18 protein-coding genes are annotated in these 16,522 nt (G+C 71.9%); 6 read left to right on the forward strand and 12 right to left on the reverse strand.

All coding sequences use genetic code 11. The annotated features are described in order from the left end of the window. Positions 1-12 precede the first annotated feature (12 nt). A complete protein-coding gene (locus ACWCQM_RS09750; protein ID WP_450914749.1) occupies positions 13-966 on the reverse strand; it encodes an SCO0930 family lipoprotein in 954 nt (317 codons plus the stop codon). Positions 967-1,695: 729 nt separating this feature from the next. Here ACWCQM_RS09750 and ACWCQM_RS09755 point away from each other — a divergent pair. Together ACWCQM_RS09755 and ACWCQM_RS09760 are read left to right on the forward strand one after the other, a co-directional pair. Further along, the gene (locus tag ACWCQM_RS09755) at positions 1,696-2,463 is read left to right on the forward strand and encodes a bestrophin-like domain (RefSeq protein ID WP_450914750.1); all 768 of its coding nucleotides are present in this window, start codon (positions 1,696-1,698) and stop codon (positions 2,461-2,463) included. A 189-nt stretch (positions 2,464-2,652) separates the two neighbouring features. Continuing rightward, a complete protein-coding gene (locus ACWCQM_RS09760) occupies positions 2,653-3,201 on the forward strand; it encodes a hypothetical protein (protein WP_450914751.1) in 549 nt (182 codons plus the stop codon). 98 nt (positions 3,202-3,299) lie between these two features. Here ACWCQM_RS09760 and ACWCQM_RS09765 read toward each other — a convergent pair whose 3' ends face one another. Then, positions 3,300-4,001, reverse strand: a complete 702-nt coding sequence (locus ACWCQM_RS09765) for a hypothetical protein (protein ID WP_450914852.1) — start codon at positions 3,999-4,001, stop codon at positions 3,300-3,302. Between the two features lie 324 nt (positions 4,002-4,325). Between ACWCQM_RS09765 and ACWCQM_RS09770 the strand changes: the two genes are divergently transcribed. Then, positions 4,326-4,988 (forward strand): class F sortase, encoded by a 663-nt coding sequence (locus tag ACWCQM_RS09770; protein ID WP_450914752.1) that lies wholly within the window; start codon positions 4,326-4,328, stop codon positions 4,986-4,988. A gap of 59 nt (positions 4,989-5,047) precedes the next feature. Here ACWCQM_RS09770 and ACWCQM_RS09775 read toward each other — a convergent pair whose 3' ends face one another. Further along, positions 5,048-5,893, reverse strand: coding sequence for a polysaccharide deacetylase family protein (locus ACWCQM_RS09775; RefSeq protein WP_450914753.1), 846 nt, complete (start codon positions 5,891-5,893; stop codon positions 5,048-5,050). Between the two features lie 164 nt (positions 5,894-6,057). Here ACWCQM_RS09775 and ACWCQM_RS09780 point away from each other — a divergent pair, with 164 nt between their 5' ends. Continuing rightward, on the forward strand, positions 6,058-6,519 hold the full coding sequence (locus ACWCQM_RS09780) for a universal stress protein (RefSeq protein ID WP_267078894.1): 462 nt from the start codon (positions 6,058-6,060) through the stop codon (positions 6,517-6,519). Positions 6,520-6,673: 154 nt separating this feature from the next. On the opposite strand, the gene ACWCQM_RS09785 is transcribed toward ACWCQM_RS09780, so the two are convergent. Beyond that, positions 6,674-7,885: a CapA family protein gene (locus ACWCQM_RS09785; protein WP_450914754.1), complete on the reverse strand. Its 1,212-nt coding sequence runs from the start codon at positions 7,883-7,885 to the stop codon at positions 6,674-6,676. Between the two features lie 257 nt (positions 7,886-8,142). Between ACWCQM_RS09785 and ACWCQM_RS09790 the strand changes: the two genes are divergently transcribed. Then, positions 8,143-8,712 carry a sigma-70 family RNA polymerase sigma factor gene (locus ACWCQM_RS09790; RefSeq protein WP_450914755.1) on the forward strand — a complete coding sequence of 190 codons (570 nt, stop codon included), beginning with the start codon at positions 8,143-8,145 and terminating at the stop codon, positions 8,710-8,712. Here the strand turns inward: ACWCQM_RS09790 and ACWCQM_RS09795 are convergent. Beyond that, on the reverse strand, positions 8,646-8,843 hold the full coding sequence (locus ACWCQM_RS09795; protein WP_267078891.1) for a zf-HC2 domain-containing protein: 198 nt from the start codon (positions 8,841-8,843) through the stop codon (positions 8,646-8,648). The genes ACWCQM_RS09790 and ACWCQM_RS09795 overlap by 67 nt on opposite strands. Positions 8,844-8,954: 111 nt before the next feature. On the opposite strand from ACWCQM_RS09795, the gene ACWCQM_RS09800 reads away from it, so the two are divergent. Further along, positions 8,955-9,464 carry a hypothetical protein gene (locus ACWCQM_RS09800; RefSeq protein ID WP_450914756.1) on the forward strand — a complete coding sequence of 170 codons (510 nt, stop codon included), beginning with the start codon at positions 8,955-8,957 and terminating at the stop codon, positions 9,462-9,464. 39 nt (positions 9,465-9,503) lie between these two features. Here the strand turns inward: ACWCQM_RS09800 and ACWCQM_RS09805 are convergent, their stop codons facing one another. From ACWCQM_RS09805 to ACWCQM_RS09835, 7 genes are all read right to left on the reverse strand, one after another. Further along, positions 9,504-10,733 (reverse strand): sensor histidine kinase, encoded by a 1,230-nt coding sequence (locus ACWCQM_RS09805; RefSeq protein WP_267078889.1) that lies wholly within the window; start codon positions 10,731-10,733, stop codon positions 9,504-9,506. Then, on the reverse strand, positions 10,730-12,220 hold the full coding sequence (locus ACWCQM_RS09810; RefSeq protein WP_073752718.1) for a sodium/solute symporter: 1,491 nt from the start codon (positions 12,218-12,220) through the stop codon (positions 10,730-10,732). Before ACWCQM_RS09810 ends, ACWCQM_RS09805 begins: the two co-directional genes overlap by 4 nt. Then, on the reverse strand, positions 12,217-12,579 hold the full coding sequence (locus ACWCQM_RS09815; RefSeq protein ID WP_073752720.1) for a hypothetical protein: 363 nt from the start codon (positions 12,577-12,579) through the stop codon (positions 12,217-12,219). Before ACWCQM_RS09815 ends, ACWCQM_RS09810 begins: the two co-directional genes overlap by 4 nt. 62 nt (positions 12,580-12,641) lie before the next feature. After that, complete coding sequence (locus ACWCQM_RS09820) at positions 12,642-13,394, reverse strand: LytR/AlgR family response regulator transcription factor (protein ID WP_450914757.1); 753 nt, start codon at positions 13,392-13,394, stop codon at positions 12,642-12,644. Between the two features lie 294 nt (positions 13,395-13,688). Continuing rightward, the gene (locus ACWCQM_RS09825; protein ID WP_450914758.1) at positions 13,689-14,549 is read right to left on the reverse strand and encodes an Fpg/Nei family DNA glycosylase; all 861 of its coding nucleotides are present in this window, start codon (positions 14,547-14,549) and stop codon (positions 13,689-13,691) included. A 46-nt stretch (positions 14,550-14,595) separates the two neighbouring features. Further along, positions 14,596-15,465, reverse strand: coding sequence for an amidohydrolase family protein (locus tag ACWCQM_RS09830; RefSeq protein WP_450914759.1), 870 nt, complete (start codon positions 15,463-15,465; stop codon positions 14,596-14,598). Position 15,466: 1 nt separating this feature from the next. Further along, entirely contained in the window at positions 15,467-16,435 is a 969-nt protein-coding gene (locus tag ACWCQM_RS09835; protein WP_450914760.1) for an aldo/keto reductase, read from the reverse strand. Between the last annotated feature and the right edge of the window lie 87 nt (positions 16,436-16,522).

Genomic DNA, 16,522 nt, shown 5'->3' on the forward strand with positions numbered 1-16,522 from the left:
CGTTTCCCGGCGCTACTCGGAGGCTCCGGCAAGCTTCGCGTCGGGTGTGACCGCGTACCATGTCCCCCCGACACCTTGGCCGTTGGTGTCTCCCGGCCGGGTGTCGCCGGAGAAGGTGTAGAGGGGCCAGCAGTCGAGCGACTGCTGCTTGATGCCGTCGGGCCGGCTGAAGGTGACAAATCCCTTCGTGGTGACGCCCTCGACGTCATTCTTCTGCACGGGGCTGACGACGGGCCACTTCTTGAGACAGTCTCCCGTGCACGCCGACTTCATCGGCCAGGCCGAGTCCTTCTTGAAGCGGTAAACCGTCATGCCGCGCTTGTCGACGACGATGTCTCCGAGTTCCGGATCCTTGCGGACCGAAAGTCCGGCGGCTTCGGCCTGCCCGCCGACCGGGGGCACGTCCGCGTTCGCCGCCGCTTTCCTTCCGTCCGGAGCGGCGGCGAACCATGTCCCGCCGACGCCCTGCCCCTTGGCTTCCCCTGGTTCGGTGTCCTGGGCATAGCGGTAGACCGGCCAGCCCCCGACGGTCAGCTGTTCCGTACCGTCGTCCCTGGTCACCTTGGAGAGAAGTGAGGCGTCGGTTCCCGCGGCGGCCGTCGCGTTCGCCGCGGACACGACGGGCCAGGTCTTCGCGCAGTCGCCCTCGCAATTCGACGCGGGTGGGTCCGCGGTGTCCTTGTCGAAGCGGTAGAGGGTGAAGCCCTCGCCGTCGGTGAGCACCTTGCCCAGCTCCTTGCTGTCCCACACCGCGAGCTGCCCGGCCTCCTTCGGAGCGGTGCTCGCACCGGACCCGTAGCCGCCGTCCGAGCCGTAGCCGCTGTCGGCCGGCTGTTGCGCGGGGGCCGCGTTGCCCACGGCCTGACCGTTGGGGGACGCGGTGCCCTTCTCCTGACCGCACGCCGTCGTCAGTGCCACCAGGGCCAGCGCCGTCACCGCGAGCGAGGCGTTCCGCCAGGTATTCATGTCGACTCCCGTCGTCCTGCTGCCGTTCGTGACGCGGGCCCGCGTCGCTGTCGGCCCTAGGTACGGGCGGCATGGGTCCGGATGTTCAGCGTGGCGCCGAGAAAGTTTCGACGGGCGCAAACGCGAATCGCACAATGTCCCCACCATCAGGGGAATCAGCTCCGCCGTCCGCGTGTCCGGCGGCCGAGGGGAACATGCTCCCCGGCGTGTACGGATCACGCATCTGGCGGCTTACGGCCGCCACCCTGCTCCTGCTGCTCGCCGTCCCTCTTCCGGCGGCGGGCGGTGACGACTGCGCGGTCGCCTCCATCGGGCAGGGGGACGGCGGTTCGTCCGTCGCCGTGGCAGGCGAGGGGCGGTGCGGTGCGGTCATCGCCGAGCCCGAACCGGAGCCGGAGCCGCCACCACCTCCACCGCCACCTCCCCCGCCTCCGCCACCCCCGCCACCGCCTCCACCCCCACCGCCTCCACCGCCCTCCACCCCGCCTCCTCCTCCACCGCCCGCCCCCGCACCACCCGAACCGGAACCCTCGCCGACCCGGACCACGGCGCGTCCCACTCCACCCGCCCCGTCACCCGTGGCGCTCCCGACCTATCGGAAACCGCCCCGCAAGGCGCCCCGGTCGGGGCCGTCCCTGGTCTCCCTCACCCTTCTGATCACCGCGCCCGCCGTGTTCGCCGTGGCCGTGCTGCGGCCCCGCTCCTCCCGCTGACCGATGAAGGGAACCCATGTCCGAATGGCTTGTACTCACCATTGCCATGGCGTCGGCATGTGCCGTCGTCCTGACGATCGCCGTCCTCAGCAACCGCCGGATCGCCGAGGACGACGATCCCTCCGAGACACCCGACGTCATCGAGTACATGACGATGATGATCGGCGTGGTGTACGCGATCGTGCTCGGCCTCGCCATCGCGGGCGTCTGGGAGGGGCGCAGCGCCGCCCAGGAGTCCGTACGCCTGGAGGCGCAGGCACTGCACGAGGTGAGCGCGCGGTCGGCCGTCTACCCCGTCGAGGTCCGCGACCGGATCCGCGCTGACGTCGACGCGTACGTGGCCCATGTCGTGGGCGAGGAGTGGAGGTCGATGACGGATCACGGCAGCCTCACCGAGGAGGGCACCAGGCTGCTCGACAAGGTGCGGACCGACGTCACGCAGTACGTACCGAAGACGGACCACGAGGGGCAGGCCTACCAGCCGCTGGTGGACCAGGTGGCCGCCGTCGACGACGCACGCGGGTCGCGCGGGCAGAACGCGGGCGCGACGATGCCCGGGGTGGTCTGGTTCGGACTGATCACGGGCGCGGTGGTCACGGTCGGGCTGATCTTCACGCTCCAGATCCGCAGAACGTTCCGCGAACTGCTGCTGGCGGGTCTCTTCAGCGTGCTGATCGCGTTCCTGCTCTTCCTGATCTGGGACTTCGACGCGCCCTTCGGCCGGGGCATCTCGGCGACGACGGCCCCGTTCGTCGATCTCTTCCCGAACGCCGCAGGGGGGTAGGGGGCACAGCCACGGACCCTCGCCCCTCCCCCGGCCGGTGCGCCGGCCGGGGGACATGGCTGCCCCATTCGCCTGACCCCGATCGCGGGTGATATGCGGCACTTCTAGCGTTTCGGTCATCGAGGTGCATGTCCTACCCCTAGCGGAAATCCGTTCCGCGGCTGCGCCTCGGGACCCGGAGGATTCACCATGCGCGCGATACGTGTCGCACCCGTCGCCCTGCTGGGCGCCACCGCCTGCCTTCTGATGGCCCCCACCGCATCGGCCCTCGCGCCCGACGGCGGCACGTCCACCTCGTTCACGCCGACCATCACCCCGTCGACGGTCGCGCCGGGAGGACAGGTCACCCTCGGCGCCATGGGGTGCACCACCGACGCGACCGCGTTCTCGGGCGTGTTCGATACCACCACCATCCCGAGCGGCAGGTCGGCCACGGCCACCGTCGACTCGGACGCCAGGCGCGGTGCCGTCTACGAGGTCACCTTCCGCTGCGGCACCACCACCCGGTCGGCGAACCTGACCATCACCAGCGCTGCCACCAGTTCGCCCACGGCCACGCCCACCACCGCGCCCACCACCAGCTCCACGGCTTCCCCCAGCGGTGTGCTGGGTGGCCTCGGCGGCAGCGTGGACACCATGGACCCCGCGGAGATCGCGGCGGGTTCAGCACTCGTGACGGTCGCGGCGGCCGGAGCCTTCTACGCCCTGCGCAAGAGGCGCACCAGCCGTCAGCACTGAGCCGGCCACCACGTTCCGGCACACGACAGTCGCCCCGGGTCCTGATCCACAGGACTCGGGGCGACGGGCGTATCGGGCCGGACGGAAGGCTGGACGCGTCAGATCGCCGCATTGCTCATCCGGCGACGGACGACGAAGACTGCGCCCCCGACGGCAGCGGCAGCGACGAGGCCGCCACCGACCTGCATCTCGACGGAGCTGGGACCCATCGAACCGCCGAGGCCGCCCTGCGCACCGCGGGAGGGGAGCACGGTGAAGCGGGCCGTGGCGACCGGGTCGCCGTTGCCGCCGTTGCCACCCTGACCGCCGTTGCCACCCTGACCGCCGTTGCCGCCCTGGCCGCCGTTACCACCCTGGCCGCCGTTGCCGCCGTTGCCGCCCTGGCCGCCCTGGCCCCGGTCGCCACCCTGGCCGCGGTCGCCACCGTTGCCGCCCTGGCCGCCGTCACCTCCGTTGCCGCCACCGAAGTTGTTGTCGCTGTCGTTGCACCGCACGGACAGGCTGTACTGCCCGGGCGTCGCGTCGTCCCTGATGTGCGCCGTGGCGTAGCCGACCCGGCCCGGCGAGAGGTTCACCGTCGGGAACGCGTTCGACCACACCTTGCCGCCGGAGCGGCCGCAGCCCTCTGCGCTGACCTGCATCGTGGCGCCCTGGTGGACCGAGGACGGGTTGACGGTGACATTGGTCGGGACGTTGCTCGGGTTGCTGCCCGGGCCGCCACCGGCGACCGCGAGCGGCGCAGCGAGGCCGACCGCCGCGAACGCGGTCGCGGTCACCGCGAGAGTGCGTGAAGCACGCATCGTTGAACCTCCAGCGGGAAGCGCCCCCGGAGTCCTGTTCCCCGGGATCATTCGACGAGTACGCATCCCATGACGAACCCTCACCAGATATGCCAATTATCGCACTTCGGGACTGCTCCACCCCGGTGAGCCGACACGCCGTGAGGCGATCCGGAAATCTGACGGACCCGCAGGTCACGGACCGTCAGAACTTTTATCCGCTCATTACTCCGAAGAGAACTCGGCGCCCTCGGCGCCCGGTCGGCCGCCACCCGTTCGCTCTTCCCTGATCGCCGCCGCCCGGAGCCGCGCCTAGCGTGGCGGTGTCGCGACGAAGGGAGAACCATGGGCCGGGACCAGTGGGGCGCGCAGCGGAGCAGACGCACACCGTGGGGCGCGATCGCCCTGGTGATGCTCACGGGGCTCGCGCTCATGCGCAACGGCGTGGAGACCTCCCCCGGGCCGCCGCAGCCGGCCGCCGCGGCCTCGGTGGCCGGCCCCCGCGACATGGCGGTCTCCGCGCCGGCCGACGCGGAGCCGGTGCAGCCGCTCGCGTACGCCCCCGCGTCGCGCGTCCAGATCCCGTCGATCCAGGTCGACGCGCCCATCATCGACGTGAACCTGGACCCGGCCGGCTGGATCGAGGCGCCGCCCGCCGAGGACCCGAACCTCGCCGGCTGGTACCAGAACGGCATCGCCCCCGGCCAGCGCGGCACCGCCGTGGTGGTCGGCCACGTGGACAACCTGTCCGGCCCCGCGGTCTTCTACGGACTGGGCTCCCTGACCAAGGGCCAGCAGATCGAGGTGTCCCGCTACGACAACCGGACCGCCGTGTTCGAGATCTACGGGGTAGAGGTCTTCTCCAAGAACGACTTCCCCGGCCCCCTGGTGTACGGCGACACGGGCCACGCCGAACTGCGGGTCATCACCTGCGGCGGGGGCTACTCCAAGGCCAACGGCTACGACGGCAACGTCGTGGTCTTCGCCCGGCTGATCGAGACGAGATAGCCCGTACGAACACCTGAGGGCTGATCCACCAGGGATTACGGGACAGCCCTCGCGCGGCGTCAGCCGCGGAACGGCACGGTCGGGCGGTAGCCCTTCTCGATGAGCGCGGGCAGATACCGCCGCAGGGCGGCCACGCTCTGGGAACGGTCACCGCCCGCGTCGTGCGACAGCACCACGACGCCGGGCGCCGCGCCCTTCTTCACCCGGCGGACGATGGAGTCGGTGCCCGGCGTGGTCCAGTCGAGGGTGTCGACGGTCCAGGCCATCGGCTCCATGCCCATCGCGGCACCGATCTCGAAGGAATTGCGGTTCCAGGCGCCGTACGGGGCCCTGTACCAGAGCGGCGGGGAACCCAGCGTCTTCTCGATCACCTCGCTGGTGCTGCCCAGTTCGTCGCGGATCCGGCCCCGGGACAGCTTCGGGATCAAGGGATGCGACCAGGAGTGGTTCCCGACCACGTGCCCGTCGTCCGCCATCTCGCGCAGCAGGTCGCGGTTGTCCGCCGCCATCTCACCGCAGACGAAGAACATCGCCCGGACGTCGTACTCACGCAGCGTCGCCAGGATGTCCGGCGTGTACCGCGGGTCGGGTCCGTCGTCGAAGGTGAGCACCATGGCGTCGTCGCCCAGTTCGGGGAGTTCTTCGAAGGGCCTGGTGCGGACGGGGGGCGGGGCGGGGCTGAAGCGGGGCGGGGTCGTCGAGGTCATGGGACGCAGCCTGTAGGAGCCGGGGCCGGCCTGAGCCCGGGCCTGGGGCCCGGCCGCCGGCGCCGGCGGCTCACCGCCGGGGCGCGCGGGCGTGCCGGCCGGATCCGCCGCGATCATGTGCACGGTGGCGGCGGCACCCAGCGCGAGGCCGAGTCTCAGCAGGGTGCGTCGGTCCATCGGAATCTGATCATGCTTCATGACCAACTGCTCGCACAGGCTTCCGCCCGCACCCGCCGCCGACACCGCGGAGGGGGCGTTTTGCACCCGATGGAACGAGTGCCGCCGCCGATCCGGCGGGGAGATCGACGGCGGCGGGGAGGCCGCCAGGGGGGCGGCCCACAGGAGCGGCTACCCTCATGGCCGTGACTGACCAGCAACACCACCGGTTCGAGCGCGGCACCGACGGCCCCAAGGTGATCGTCGCGGGCATCGACGGCTCGGAGTCCTCGATGCGGGCAGCGGCGTACGCGGCAGGCCTCGCCCGTCGCCAGAACGCGATGCTCGCCCTGGTCTACGTGCAGCCGGTGATGTCGGCGGGCGTCGCTCTGGGAGCCCCGGTCGCCGATACGACCGGGGAGGTGGCCGAGGGTCTGGTGAGCGAGATCCGGACGGCGACGGAGCGGCTCAAGGACATATGGAACGTCCGCTGGGAGTTCCACACGTTCCACGGTGATCCGTACAACGGGCTCGTGACAGCGGCAGACGAGCTGAAGGCCGACGCCGTGGTGGTGGGCGCCTCGGAGTCCGCCGGGCACCGCTTCGTCGGTTCGGTGGCGGTCCGGCTGGTGAAGGCGGGACGCTGGCCGGTCACCGTCGTGCCGTAGCCCTTCCACCGCGCCGCCCGCAGTCGTACCGTAGCCCTCCCGCCGCCCCGCCCGCCGTGGTGCCGTGGCCCGGCGCCCGACCCGCCCGCAGTCGTCCCGCCGGAGCCCTGTGGCCGCCGCCTGGGGCCCCGGCCCGACTGCCGCCCCGTCGCCGTCACTTGCCTGCGGTCAGGCCGTCCTGGGCGGCGCCACGGCTGAGCACGACCGCGCCGACGCGGTCGCGGATCTCGCGCAGGCGGCCGTCGCCGTCCCCCGCGGTGGAGCCGAGGCCGATGACGCGGCCCTTCTCCGTGTCGAACCACTGCGGTAGGAATTCGGCCTTCTTCACCGTCCAGCGCTGCCCGGGTTTCGCGGGCGGGGCGAAGGTGAAGCGGCCCATCGAGCTCTCGCTCGCCCGTGGGTCCCTGGCCCCGTCGTGGTTGATCATGGAGCCGGCGATCTGGTTGCCCATGCCGTAGACGATCCAGGTGCCGTTGACCTTCTCGTACGCCTGCGGGACATGGGCGTGGGTGCCGAGGATCAGGTCGATGTCGGGGCGTTCGCCGTCGCCCGAAGCGGTGAGTTCGCGGCCCAGCCGAAGCTGTACGTCGTCGGGTGCGTCCTGCCATTCGGTGCCCCAGTGCAGGGAGACCACGACCACGTCGGCTCCCGCCTCACGGGCGGCCCTGGCGTCCGCGACGATGCGGTCCCTGTCGATCAGGTTGACCGCCCAGGGCTGTCCCGCAGGCAGCGGCAGGTCGTTGGTTCCGTAGGTGTAGGCGAGGTGGGCGACCTGGGCCGCGTCCTTGCCCTTGCCTGCCTTGAGCAGGGTGGGACGGGACGCCTCCTCGGCGGTGCGGGCCGAGCCGGCGTGCGCGACGCCCGCGCGGTCCAGCGCGTCGAGGGTGCGGGCGATGCCGGAGGCGCCGTCGTCCAGGCTGTGGTTGGAGGCCGTCGAGCAGGAGTCGAAGCCGGTGGCCCGCAAGGCCGTCGCCACCTCCGGCGGCGACTTGAAGGACGGATAGCCCGTGTAGGGGCCGCCCTCCTGCCCGTACACCGTCTCCATGTGGCAGATCGCCAGGTCCGCGCCCGACACGGCCGGGGCCGCGCCCTTGAGCATCGGACGGAAGTCGTACCCCTTGCCTTCGGCGTCCGCCGCCGCGCGGTCGATGACCGGTGCGTGGGGCAGGATGTCGCCCGACGCCAGCAGGGTGAAGGTGCGCCCGTCCTTCGCCTCCCCGGCGCCCGCCCCGTGCGCTCCCTGCTCGGCGGAGAGCTGCCGCCCGGCGAATCCGGGGGGCGTGGACGAATGGCCGGTACAGGCTGTTGCGGTGGCGAGCAGACCGGCGACGGCGATCGCCGCGCCCGGTCGGATGCGCTGCGTCATCGGCACGACTCCCAGTTCGGATGATTTCGGCCATCCGACTACACATATATTCATACTGGCGAGTCAAGGACAAAGACGCCCAAGTACCTGAATCGGCCGTATCGATGTCCCTCGACCGTTCACCGCACCACTCGCCGCTCCGTGCGACCGCTCAACGCACGCCTCGGTGCACCGCCTGTTCCCCCGCGCCTCGATGCGTTCGTATACGCCAGGCGGGAGCGAGGCGTCAGAGGCCTCTTCGGGAAAGGACGTTCACGATGACCACTGCGACAACCGATGAGCGGACCCTCGCGGAACTCCAGCGCGACCACGGACCCGCGCTGTTCCACTTCCTGCTGGGTCTGACGTTCGGCGACCGGCAGCGGGCCGAGGACCTGCTCCAGGAGACGCTGGTGCGCGCCTGGCTCCACCCGGAGGCGTTCGACGCCCCGTACGACTCGATGCGGCCGTGGCTCTTCACCGTCGCCCGGCGCCTGGCCATCGACGCGCGCAGGTCGCGCCAGGCCCGTCCGGCGGAGGTCAGTGACGTGGTCCTGGAGAGCGCCCCGGCCCACGAGGACACCGCGGACTCGGCCGTCCACGCCCTCGATGTGCGCGAGGCCGTCAGGACGCTCAGCCCCGAGCACCGGGCGGTGCTCGTGCAGATCTACTTCCGAGGGCTCAGCGTCGGCGAGACCGCGCGGGCCCTGGGCATACCCGCCGGGACCGTCAAGTCCCGTTCCTACTACGCCCTGAGGCTGCTCTCGCGCAACCTGCCGGGCTATTCCAGCAGGTCGTCCGCGCTCAGCAGCGCGAGCAGGGACACCGCGTCCGCCACCTCCATGTAGGCGGCGGCACATGCCCCGCACCGCTGGAGATGCCCTGCGACGAGACCGCTCTCGTCCGCGTCCAGGGCGTCGAGCACATACGCACCCAGCAACTGCCGCACGTGCGGGTCGTCACCGCGGTCGACGCTCATCGCACCTCGAATCTCCCGACGGATCCTGCCCTTCTGCCCACGCGGGGCGCGCGCCCCCGGTTCAATGCTGCGTGTAGCCCGGTGCCGAGTCGAGAGAAGAGGCGAGACGGGATGCGTCCCGAACATCACGAGGGAACCGGCGGGGACGGGCTGCTGGTCCCGATGGCGTGGATGTACTCCGAGTACATCGCCGACGAAGTACTGGCGACCGGCGACCTGATGGAGCCGACGACCCTGGAGTACCGCGCGGGGCGCGATGCGCTGGCCCTGACGATCTTCCTCTCCGACGGGGCGGTGGCCGACGAGCTGCCCGCCGCCCGGGTGGACGAGCTGCGCCTCCTCACGGCGTACGGGGCGCCCTGGAGACGGTGGGTCTGCGCACGGCTGGAGGCCCTGGAGCGGCCGACCGCCCCGGCCGGGCCCGACGCTCCCGACCTCGCGCTGGCGCGGGCCGCCTGGCGGTGGCTGGAGGAGACCGAGCTGCTGGCGGCGGACCTCGACGCGATCGGCCCGCAGCCGTGGGAGCCGCTGGGCGACGAGGAGGAGGGCGAGGCGCAGGTGTGGACCCCGGCGTGGCAGCTGGGCCTGCCGCTGGGGCATCTGGCGGTCCATCTGTACTGAGCCGGCTCCGCCCCGCACCGGGCACATCGGCCGCATCCGTCAGGAACCGTGCACGCCCGCACGGTACTTGGGCAGTCGCAGCGTGATCCTCATGCCCGCTCCGACGCCTGTCTCGATGACGAGCCCGTAGTCGTCGCCGTACACCTGGCGCAGCCGTTCGTCGACGTTGAGCAGGCCGATGCCGGTGGAGGCACCGCCCTCGCCGCGCAGGATCTGCCTCAGGCGCTCGGGCTCCATCCCGGCGCCGTCGTCCTCGATGACGACCTCGGCCTCCGCGCCCGCGTCCAGGGCACTGATCGTGATGCGGATCGGGGCCTCTCCCGCGCGCACGGAGCCGGGCTCCCGGGGAGCCAGGGTGACGGCGCCCTCCAGGCCGTGCTTGACGGCGTTCTCGACCAGGGGCTGGAGGCAGAGGAACGGGAGCGCGACGGGCAGCACTTCCGGGGCGACCTGGAGCGTCACCGAGAGCCGCTCACCGAAGCGGGCCCGTACCAGGGCCAGATACTGGTCGATGGAGTGCAGTTCGTCGGCCAGCGTGGTGAACTCGCCGTGCCTGCGGAACGAGTAGCGGGTGAAGTCGGCGAATTCCAGAAGCAGTTCACGCGCACGCTCCGGGTCCGTCCGGACGAACGAGGCGATGGCCGCCAGTGAGTTGAAGATGAAGTGGGGGGAGATCTGGGCGCGCAGCGCCTTGATCTCGGCCTCGATGAGCTGGGTGCGGGAGCGGTCGAGTTCGGCCAGTTCCAGCTGTACGCAGACCCAGCGGGCCACCTCCCCCGCCGCCCTGGCCAGCACCGCCGACTCCCGTGGGGCGTAGGCGACGAGCGTGCCGAGCACCCGGTGGTCGACCGTCAGCGGCACGGCGACGGCCCAGCGCAGCGGGCAGTCGAGGTCGCCGCAGTCGCTGTGGAACGCGGTGTCCCTGCCGCTGGCCAGGAGGCCCTCGACCTGGTGCATCACGTCCTTGCCGTGGTGGTCGCCCTCGCCGTCCCAGACCAGCACCCGCTCACGGTCGGTGAGGCAGAGGGCGTCGGTTCCGAGCAGCGAGCGCAGCCCTCGTGCCGACCGGCGCGCGCTCTCCTCGGTCAGCCCGGCACGCAGCGGAGGCGCGGCGAGGGAGGCGGTGTGCAGGGTCTCGAACGTGGCGTGTTCGACGGGTGTGCCCACATCGCTGGTGCGTACGGGGCGGGCGGTGCGGCCGAGGAGGAAGCCGGTGCCGAAGAGCAGCAGGGCGAGCACGGCGATGGCGGCGATCCCGGCCCCGGTCATCGTCCCCGCCCCGAGGTCAGCGCCTCCGGCAGGTGGAAGCGGGTCATGGCCGCGTTGGTGCCCGGAGGTATCCGCCCCGGGGTGGCCAGCGAGACCAGGATCATGGCGAGGAAGCCGACCGGCACGGACCAGACGGCGGGCCAGGCCAGCAGGGCGTGCGGCCAGCCGGGCGGGCGTACCGCGCCGCTGACGGTGATGGCCACGGACAGCAGCGCGGAGCCGCCGCCGAGGAGCAGCCCGGCGATCGCGCCCGGCGGGGTGAGCCCTCGCCACCAGATGCCGAGGACGAGCAGCGGGCAGAAGGACGAGGCGGAGACGGCGAACGCCATCCCGACCGCGTCGGCGACGGGCACCCGGCTGACGACCAGCGAGCCGGCCAGCGGCACCGCGATGGCGAGGACGGTGGCCAGCCGGAAGTGGCGTACGCCCCGCGAGGGCAGGACGTCCTGGGTGATGACTCCGGCGACGGCCATGGTGAGCCCGGACGCCGTCGAGAGGAACGCGGCGAAGGCACCGCCCGCGAGGAGCGCTCCCAGAAGATCGCCGCCGAGGCCGCCGATCACCCGGGCCGGCAGCAGAAGTACGGCGGCGTCCGCGTCCCCGCCGTGGATGAGCTCGGGCGCGTACAGCCGTCCCAGGGCCCCGTACACCGGCGGCAGCAGGTAGAACAGGCCGATCAGGGCGAGTACGGCGACGGTGGTGCGGCGGGCGTCGCGGCCGTTGGGGCTCGTGTAGAAGCGGACCACGACATGGGGCAGGCCCATCGTGCCCAGGAAGGTCGCCACGATCAGTCCGTACGTCGCGTAGAGCGGGTGGTCGGCGCGGAAGACGGAGATCTGCTCGTCGAAGCTGACGCGGGGGCGCCCGTCGCCCTGCCAGGCCAGGACCAGGAAGATCGCGGGCACCAGCAGCGCGGTGAGCTTCAGCCAGTACTGGAACACCTGGACGAAGGTGATCGAGCGCATGCCGCCCGCCGCGACGGCGACCACCACGACGGAGGCGACGAGCACGTCGCCGAGCCAGCCCGGCGCGCCGGTGAGGATCTTCAGCGTGAGGCCGGCTCCCTGGAGCTGCGGCACGAGGTACACCCAGCCGGCGCCGACGACGAACACGCTGACCAGCCGGCGCACCTGCCGTGATTCGAGGCGCCCCTCCGCGAAGTCGGGCAGGGTGTACGCCCCCGAGCGGCGCAGCGGGGCGGCGACGAACACCAGCAGCACGAGGTATCCGGCGGTGTAGCCGACCGGGTACCAGAGCATGTCGGGGCCGTGCACGAGGACGAGGCCCGCGATACCGAGGAAGGACGCGGCGGAGAGGTACTCGCCGCTGATGGCCGCGGCGTTGAGCCGGGGCCGCACGGTGCGCGAGGCGACGTAGAAGTCGGAGGTGGTGCGGGATATCCGCAGCCCGAAGCCGCCGACGAGGACGGTGGCGATGACGACGAGGGCGACCGCCGCCACCGCTGCCGGGTGGCCGGGGAGGCTCACGGTGACGGGAGGCCTTCCACGAGCCGGGCGAAGTCGCGCTCGTTGCGCTCGGCGCGGCGGACGTACCACCAGGCCGCCAGCGTGAGCGGCGGGTAGGTGGCGAAGCCGAGCACCGCCCAGACGACCGTGTTGCTGTGCAGCGCCTCGAAGACCAGCGGCAGGGTGCCCGCGACGAGTGCGAGCACGGCGAAGGTGGTGAGCCCCGCACGGAGCTGGCTGCGCATCAGTGAGCGTACGTACGCGCCGCCGAGCGCGGTCTGCTCGTCGATCTCCGACTGGGCACGGTAGCGGGGCAGGGGACGCACCCGCCGGGGCTCGCCCGTGACCACTTCGCGCCGGGGCGTGCTCTCTGCGGACATGGGCCCGGAGTGTAGGCGGCGCGGGGCCCGGCTGGGAAGGGGTCTTCCCCGGTAGGGCCAGGTCAGCGGCCGGTCTGCCGCATCAGGAGATCGCGCAGGGCGCGGGTGTGGCGGCGGCTCACGGCCAGCTCCGCCTCCCCGATGCGCACGCTCATGCTGCCGGCGTCGAGCCGGAGTTCGTCGATCCGGTTCAGCGCGACGAGATGGCGGCGGTGGATGCGCACGAATCCCCGGGAGCGCCAGCGCTCCTCCAGGGTGGTGAGCGGGACGCGGACGAGATGGCTGCCGGTCGCGGTGTGCAGCCGGGCGTAGTCGCCCTGCGCCTCGGCGTACGCGATGTCGTCCACGGGCACGAAGCGGATCACTCCGCCCAGTTCGACGGCGACCTGGTCGGCCGCGGCGTCGTGGACGGACGCGGAGCGTTCGCCGACCTGCTCGGCGACGCGGCGTACGGCTTCGGCCAGGCGCTCGCGGCGCACCGGCTTGAGCACGTAATCGACGGCCTTGAGGTCGAAGGCGTGCACGGCGAAGCCCTCGTGGGCGGTGACGAAGACGATGAGCGGGGGTGCCGCGAAGCCGGCCAGCAGCTGGGCGACGTCCAGTCCGGTCAGCCCCGCCATGTGGATGTCCAGGAACACGACGTCGATGGCCGAGGGGTCGTCGGGCTCCGCGTCGACGGCACCGCCGATCCGGCGCAGCGCCTCCGTGGCGCCGGTCGCTCCCTCGGCGCTGCGGATACGGGGATCGGCCCGCAGGAGGTAGAGGAGTTCCTCCAGGGCGGGTTCTTCGTCGTCGACGGCGAGTACGCGCAGCATGAGGCCGGAGTTTAGGTGCATTCCCGGGGTGATGGCGTGAGTGATTCCGCGGTTCGTCGCGTACCTGGGTGCATGCGTGCGATCGAACCTCACGTCGATGCCGGAGCTTATGCGCTCGGGGTTCTCGGGCAGGCCGACGCATGCCGTTTCGAACGGCATCTGTCGGAGTGTTCCGTGTGCGTGGTGCGGGTGCGCGAGTTCGGCGAGGTGGTGGATCATCTGTCTGCGTACGCCCGTCTCCTGCCGCCCGGGAGCGCTCACCGGGTGTTCCCGTGGCGGTGCTGAGCGGGGCCGCTACTTCAGCAGCCGCGACATCCGCCGGTCGGCGAGCGGCTTGCCCCCGGTCTGGCAGGTGGGGCAGTACTGGAGCGAGGAGTCGGCGAACGACACCTCCAGCACGGTGTCGCCGCACACCGGGCAGGGCTGCCCGGTGCGGCCGTGGACCCGCATGCTGCTCTTCTTCTCCGCCTTGAGCCGGCCGGCCGCGACGCCCTTCGAGCGTTCGACGGCGCCCTGGAGCGTGGTGCGCATGGCGTTGTACAGGTGGGTGATGTCGTTGTCGCCGAGGGCGGTGGTGAGCTTGAAGGGCGACATCTTCGCGACGTGCAGGATCTCGTCGCTGTAGGCGTTTCCGATGCCGGCGATCAGCGACTGGTCGCGCAGTGCGCCCTTGATCTGTCTGCGCTCCCCGCCGAGCAGCATGGCGAAGGCGTCCCGGTCGAAGGAGTCGGCGAGCGGATCGGGGCCGAGGCGCGCCACCCCCGGAACGTCCGCCGGATCAGTGACCAGATGGACGGCGAGGCGCTTGGTGGTGCCCATCTCGGTCAGATCGAAGCCGTCGCCTCCGGCGAGGACCGTCCGCAGGGCGAGCGGCCCCTTGCCCGGCCGAGGGGTGGTCGCGGGAAAGCTGTCCTTCCACTGCAGCCAGCCGGCCCGTGCGAGGTGGATGAGCAGATGGAGCCGCCCGGCGGTGATGTCGAGGAACTTGCCGTGCCGCGCGACGGAGGTGACCACGGTGCCCTCCAGATCGGTGAGCGGTGGGTCGTACGTCTTGAGGACACTGATCGCGAGCGGCAGGACGCGGGCGATCTCCTTGCCGACCAGGTGGTCGTCGAGGAAGTCCCGCAGGGCTTCGACTTCCGGCAGTTCGGGCATGCCTCCAGACTGCCGCACGGGCCGGGCGGACGCGCGGCACGGGTGTTCAGACGGCGGGTCCCCGCAGACCGTAGACGCGCCGCGCGGTGGCCGCGAGGACGCGGCGGCGTTCGTCCTCGGTCAGCCGGCCGGTCAGCTCGCGTGCCGCGCCCAGGACGTCGGCGTACGGGGCGGCCAGCCCGCACACCGGCCAGTCCGAGCCGAACATCAGCCGGTCGGGCCCGAAGGCCTCGATGACCGTCTCGGCGTACGGCCGCAGGTCGTCGACGGTCCAGGAGCGGTGGTCCGCCTCGGTGACCAGACCGGAGAGTTTGCAGACGGTGTTGGGCAGCGCGGCGAGCGCCCGCAGTCCGTCGGCCCAGGGGTGCGTGCTCCCGCTCGCCACCGGTGGTTTGCCCGCGTGATCGAGTACGAAGGTGAGTCCTGGCAGCAGTGCGGCGGCGCGGACGGCGGCGGGCAGCTGGTGCGGCCGGACGATCAGGTCGTAGACGAGACCGGCGTCGGCGACGGCCCGCAGCCCCCGCCGCACGTCGGGGCGCAGGAGCCACTCGGGATCGGGTTCGCCCTGGACCTGGTGGCGGATTCCGACGAGCCGGTCGCCGCCGGGCAGTGCGCGGAGCGCGGCGAGGGTGTCCGCGACGTCCGGCGCGGTCAGGTCGGTCCAGCCGACGACGCCCGCGACGAGGGCGCTGCCGTCGGCGAGCGCGAGGAATTCGGGGGTCTCCTCGGCGACGGTGACGGTCTGGACGAGGACGGTGGCGACCACTCCGGCGGCACGGGCCTCGGGTTCGAGGTCGGCGAGGGTGAAGGTGCGGCGGATGGGGGCGAGTTCCTCGCCGGTGATCCATTCCTGGTCGCGCACGGCGAGGTCCCACACATGGTGGTGGGCGTCGATGACGGGCAGCCGCTGTGTCATGTCACAGGAGCCCTTCGGACCGCAGGTCGTCCCAGAGCGCGTCCGGGACGGGCGTGCGGAGCCGGGCGGCCGCGTCCCGCACCTCCTCCGGGGAGCGGGTGCCGACGAGGACCCCGGCGACGGCGGGGTGGCGGAGCGGGTAGTGCAGGGCGGCCGCGCGCAGCGGGACGCCGTGTCCTTCGGCGACGGCCCGGATGCGCAGGGCGCGGTCGAGGAGGTCCGGGGGTGCCTCCGCGTAGTCGTAGGTCGCGCCGGGGCGTGGGTCCGCGAGCAGCCCGGAGTTGAAGACTCCTCCGACGACGACGCTGCGGCCCCGGGCGGCGGCCTCCGGCAGGAGTGCGTCGAGGGCGCTCCGGTCGAGGAGGGTGAAGCGGCCGGCGCACAGGACGGCGTCGACATCGGTCTCGCGGAGGAAGCGGGTGAGCATGGCCGTCTGGTTCATGCCCGCGCCGATGGCCCCGACCATGCCTTCGGCGCGCAGCTTCTCCAGCGCCGGATAGCCCTCGCGGAAGGCCGCTTCGCCGTGCTCGTCGGGGTCGTGGAGATAGACGACGTCGACACGGTCGAGGCCGAGGCGGACGAGGCTCTCCTCGACGCTGCGGCGGATGCCGTCGGCGCTGAAGTCCCAGCGGCGGCGGTGGGTGTGCGGTACGGCGAATCCGTCGGAGAGCCCGTGCCGGGCGGCCGACTCCACGGGAGCAAGGGGGTCGAGCAGGCGTCCGGCCTTCGTGGACACGGTGTACTCGTCCCGGGGCCGGTGGCGCAGCGCCTCGCCGAGGCGGCGTTCGGAGAGACCGAGCCCGTAGTGCGGTGCGGTGTCGAAGTGGCGCACGCCCTCGTCCCACGCGGCGTCCACGGCTGCGGCCGCCTGCCCGGGATCGACCTCGGCGAAGAGGTTGCCGATGGCCGCGGCCCCGAAGGAGAGTTCGGTGATCTCGACCGCGCTGTGTCCGAGCCTGATGCGCCGCATGCCCCTGCCGCTCCCGACGGTCGTCCTGATGGTCTGTACTGTTCCGTACAGGACTATTCATCGGATCAATCGGGCCCGTCAACACTC

It is taken from the genome of Streptomyces sp. NPDC002125, assembly GCF_053593715.1.

What these genes read in the sequence shown, in the direction of transcription:
- ACWCQM_RS09790 (WP_450914755.1), top strand. Translation starts at nt 8,143, where the DNA reads ATGACCACTGCGACAACCGATGAGCGGACCCTCGCGGAACTCCAGCGC.
- ACWCQM_RS09805 (WP_267078889.1), bottom strand. Translation starts at nt 10,733, where the DNA reads ATGACCGGGGCCGGGATCGCCGCCATCGCCGTGCTCGCCCTGCTGCTC.
- ACWCQM_RS09815 (WP_073752720.1), bottom strand. Translation starts at nt 12,579, where the DNA reads ATGTCCGCAGAGAGCACGCCCCGGCGCGAAGTGGTCACGGGCGAGCCC.
- ACWCQM_RS09835 (WP_450914760.1), bottom strand. Translation starts at nt 16,435, where the DNA reads ATGCGGCGCATCAGGCTCGGACACAGCGCGGTCGAGATCACCGAACTC.
- ACWCQM_RS09775 (WP_450914753.1), bottom strand. Translation starts at nt 5,893, where the DNA reads ATGAAGCATGATCAGATTCCGATGGACCGACGCACCCTGCTGAGACTC.
- ACWCQM_RS09760 (WP_450914751.1), top strand. Translation starts at nt 2,653, where the DNA reads ATGCGCGCGATACGTGTCGCACCCGTCGCCCTGCTGGGCGCCACCGCC.
- ACWCQM_RS09755 (WP_450914750.1), top strand. Translation starts at nt 1,696, where the DNA reads ATGTCCGAATGGCTTGTACTCACCATTGCCATGGCGTCGGCATGTGCC.
- ACWCQM_RS09800 (WP_450914756.1), top strand. Translation starts at nt 8,955, where the DNA reads ATGCGTCCCGAACATCACGAGGGAACCGGCGGGGACGGGCTGCTGGTC.
- ACWCQM_RS09795 (WP_267078891.1), bottom strand. Translation starts at nt 8,843, where the DNA reads ATGAGCGTCGACCGCGGTGACGACCCGCACGTGCGGCAGTTGCTGGGT.
- ACWCQM_RS09765 (WP_450914852.1), bottom strand. Translation starts at nt 4,001, where the DNA reads ATGCGTGCTTCACGCACTCTCGCGGTGACCGCGACCGCGTTCGCGGCG.
- ACWCQM_RS09825 (WP_450914758.1), bottom strand. Translation starts at nt 14,549, where the DNA reads ATGCCCGAACTGCCGGAAGTCGAAGCCCTGCGGGACTTCCTCGACGAC.
- ACWCQM_RS09770 (WP_450914752.1), top strand. Translation starts at nt 4,326, where the DNA reads ATGGGCCGGGACCAGTGGGGCGCGCAGCGGAGCAGACGCACACCGTGG.
- ACWCQM_RS09820 (WP_450914757.1), bottom strand. Translation starts at nt 13,394, where the DNA reads ATGCTGCGCGTACTCGCCGTCGACGACGAAGAACCCGCCCTGGAGGAA.
- ACWCQM_RS09750 (WP_450914749.1), bottom strand. Translation starts at nt 966, where the DNA reads ATGAATACCTGGCGGAACGCCTCGCTCGCGGTGACGGCGCTGGCCCTG.
- ACWCQM_RS09830 (WP_450914759.1), bottom strand. Translation starts at nt 15,465, where the DNA reads ATGACACAGCGGCTGCCCGTCATCGACGCCCACCACCATGTGTGGGAC.
- ACWCQM_RS09785 (WP_450914754.1), bottom strand. Translation starts at nt 7,885, where the DNA reads ATGACGCAGCGCATCCGACCGGGCGCGGCGATCGCCGTCGCCGGTCTG.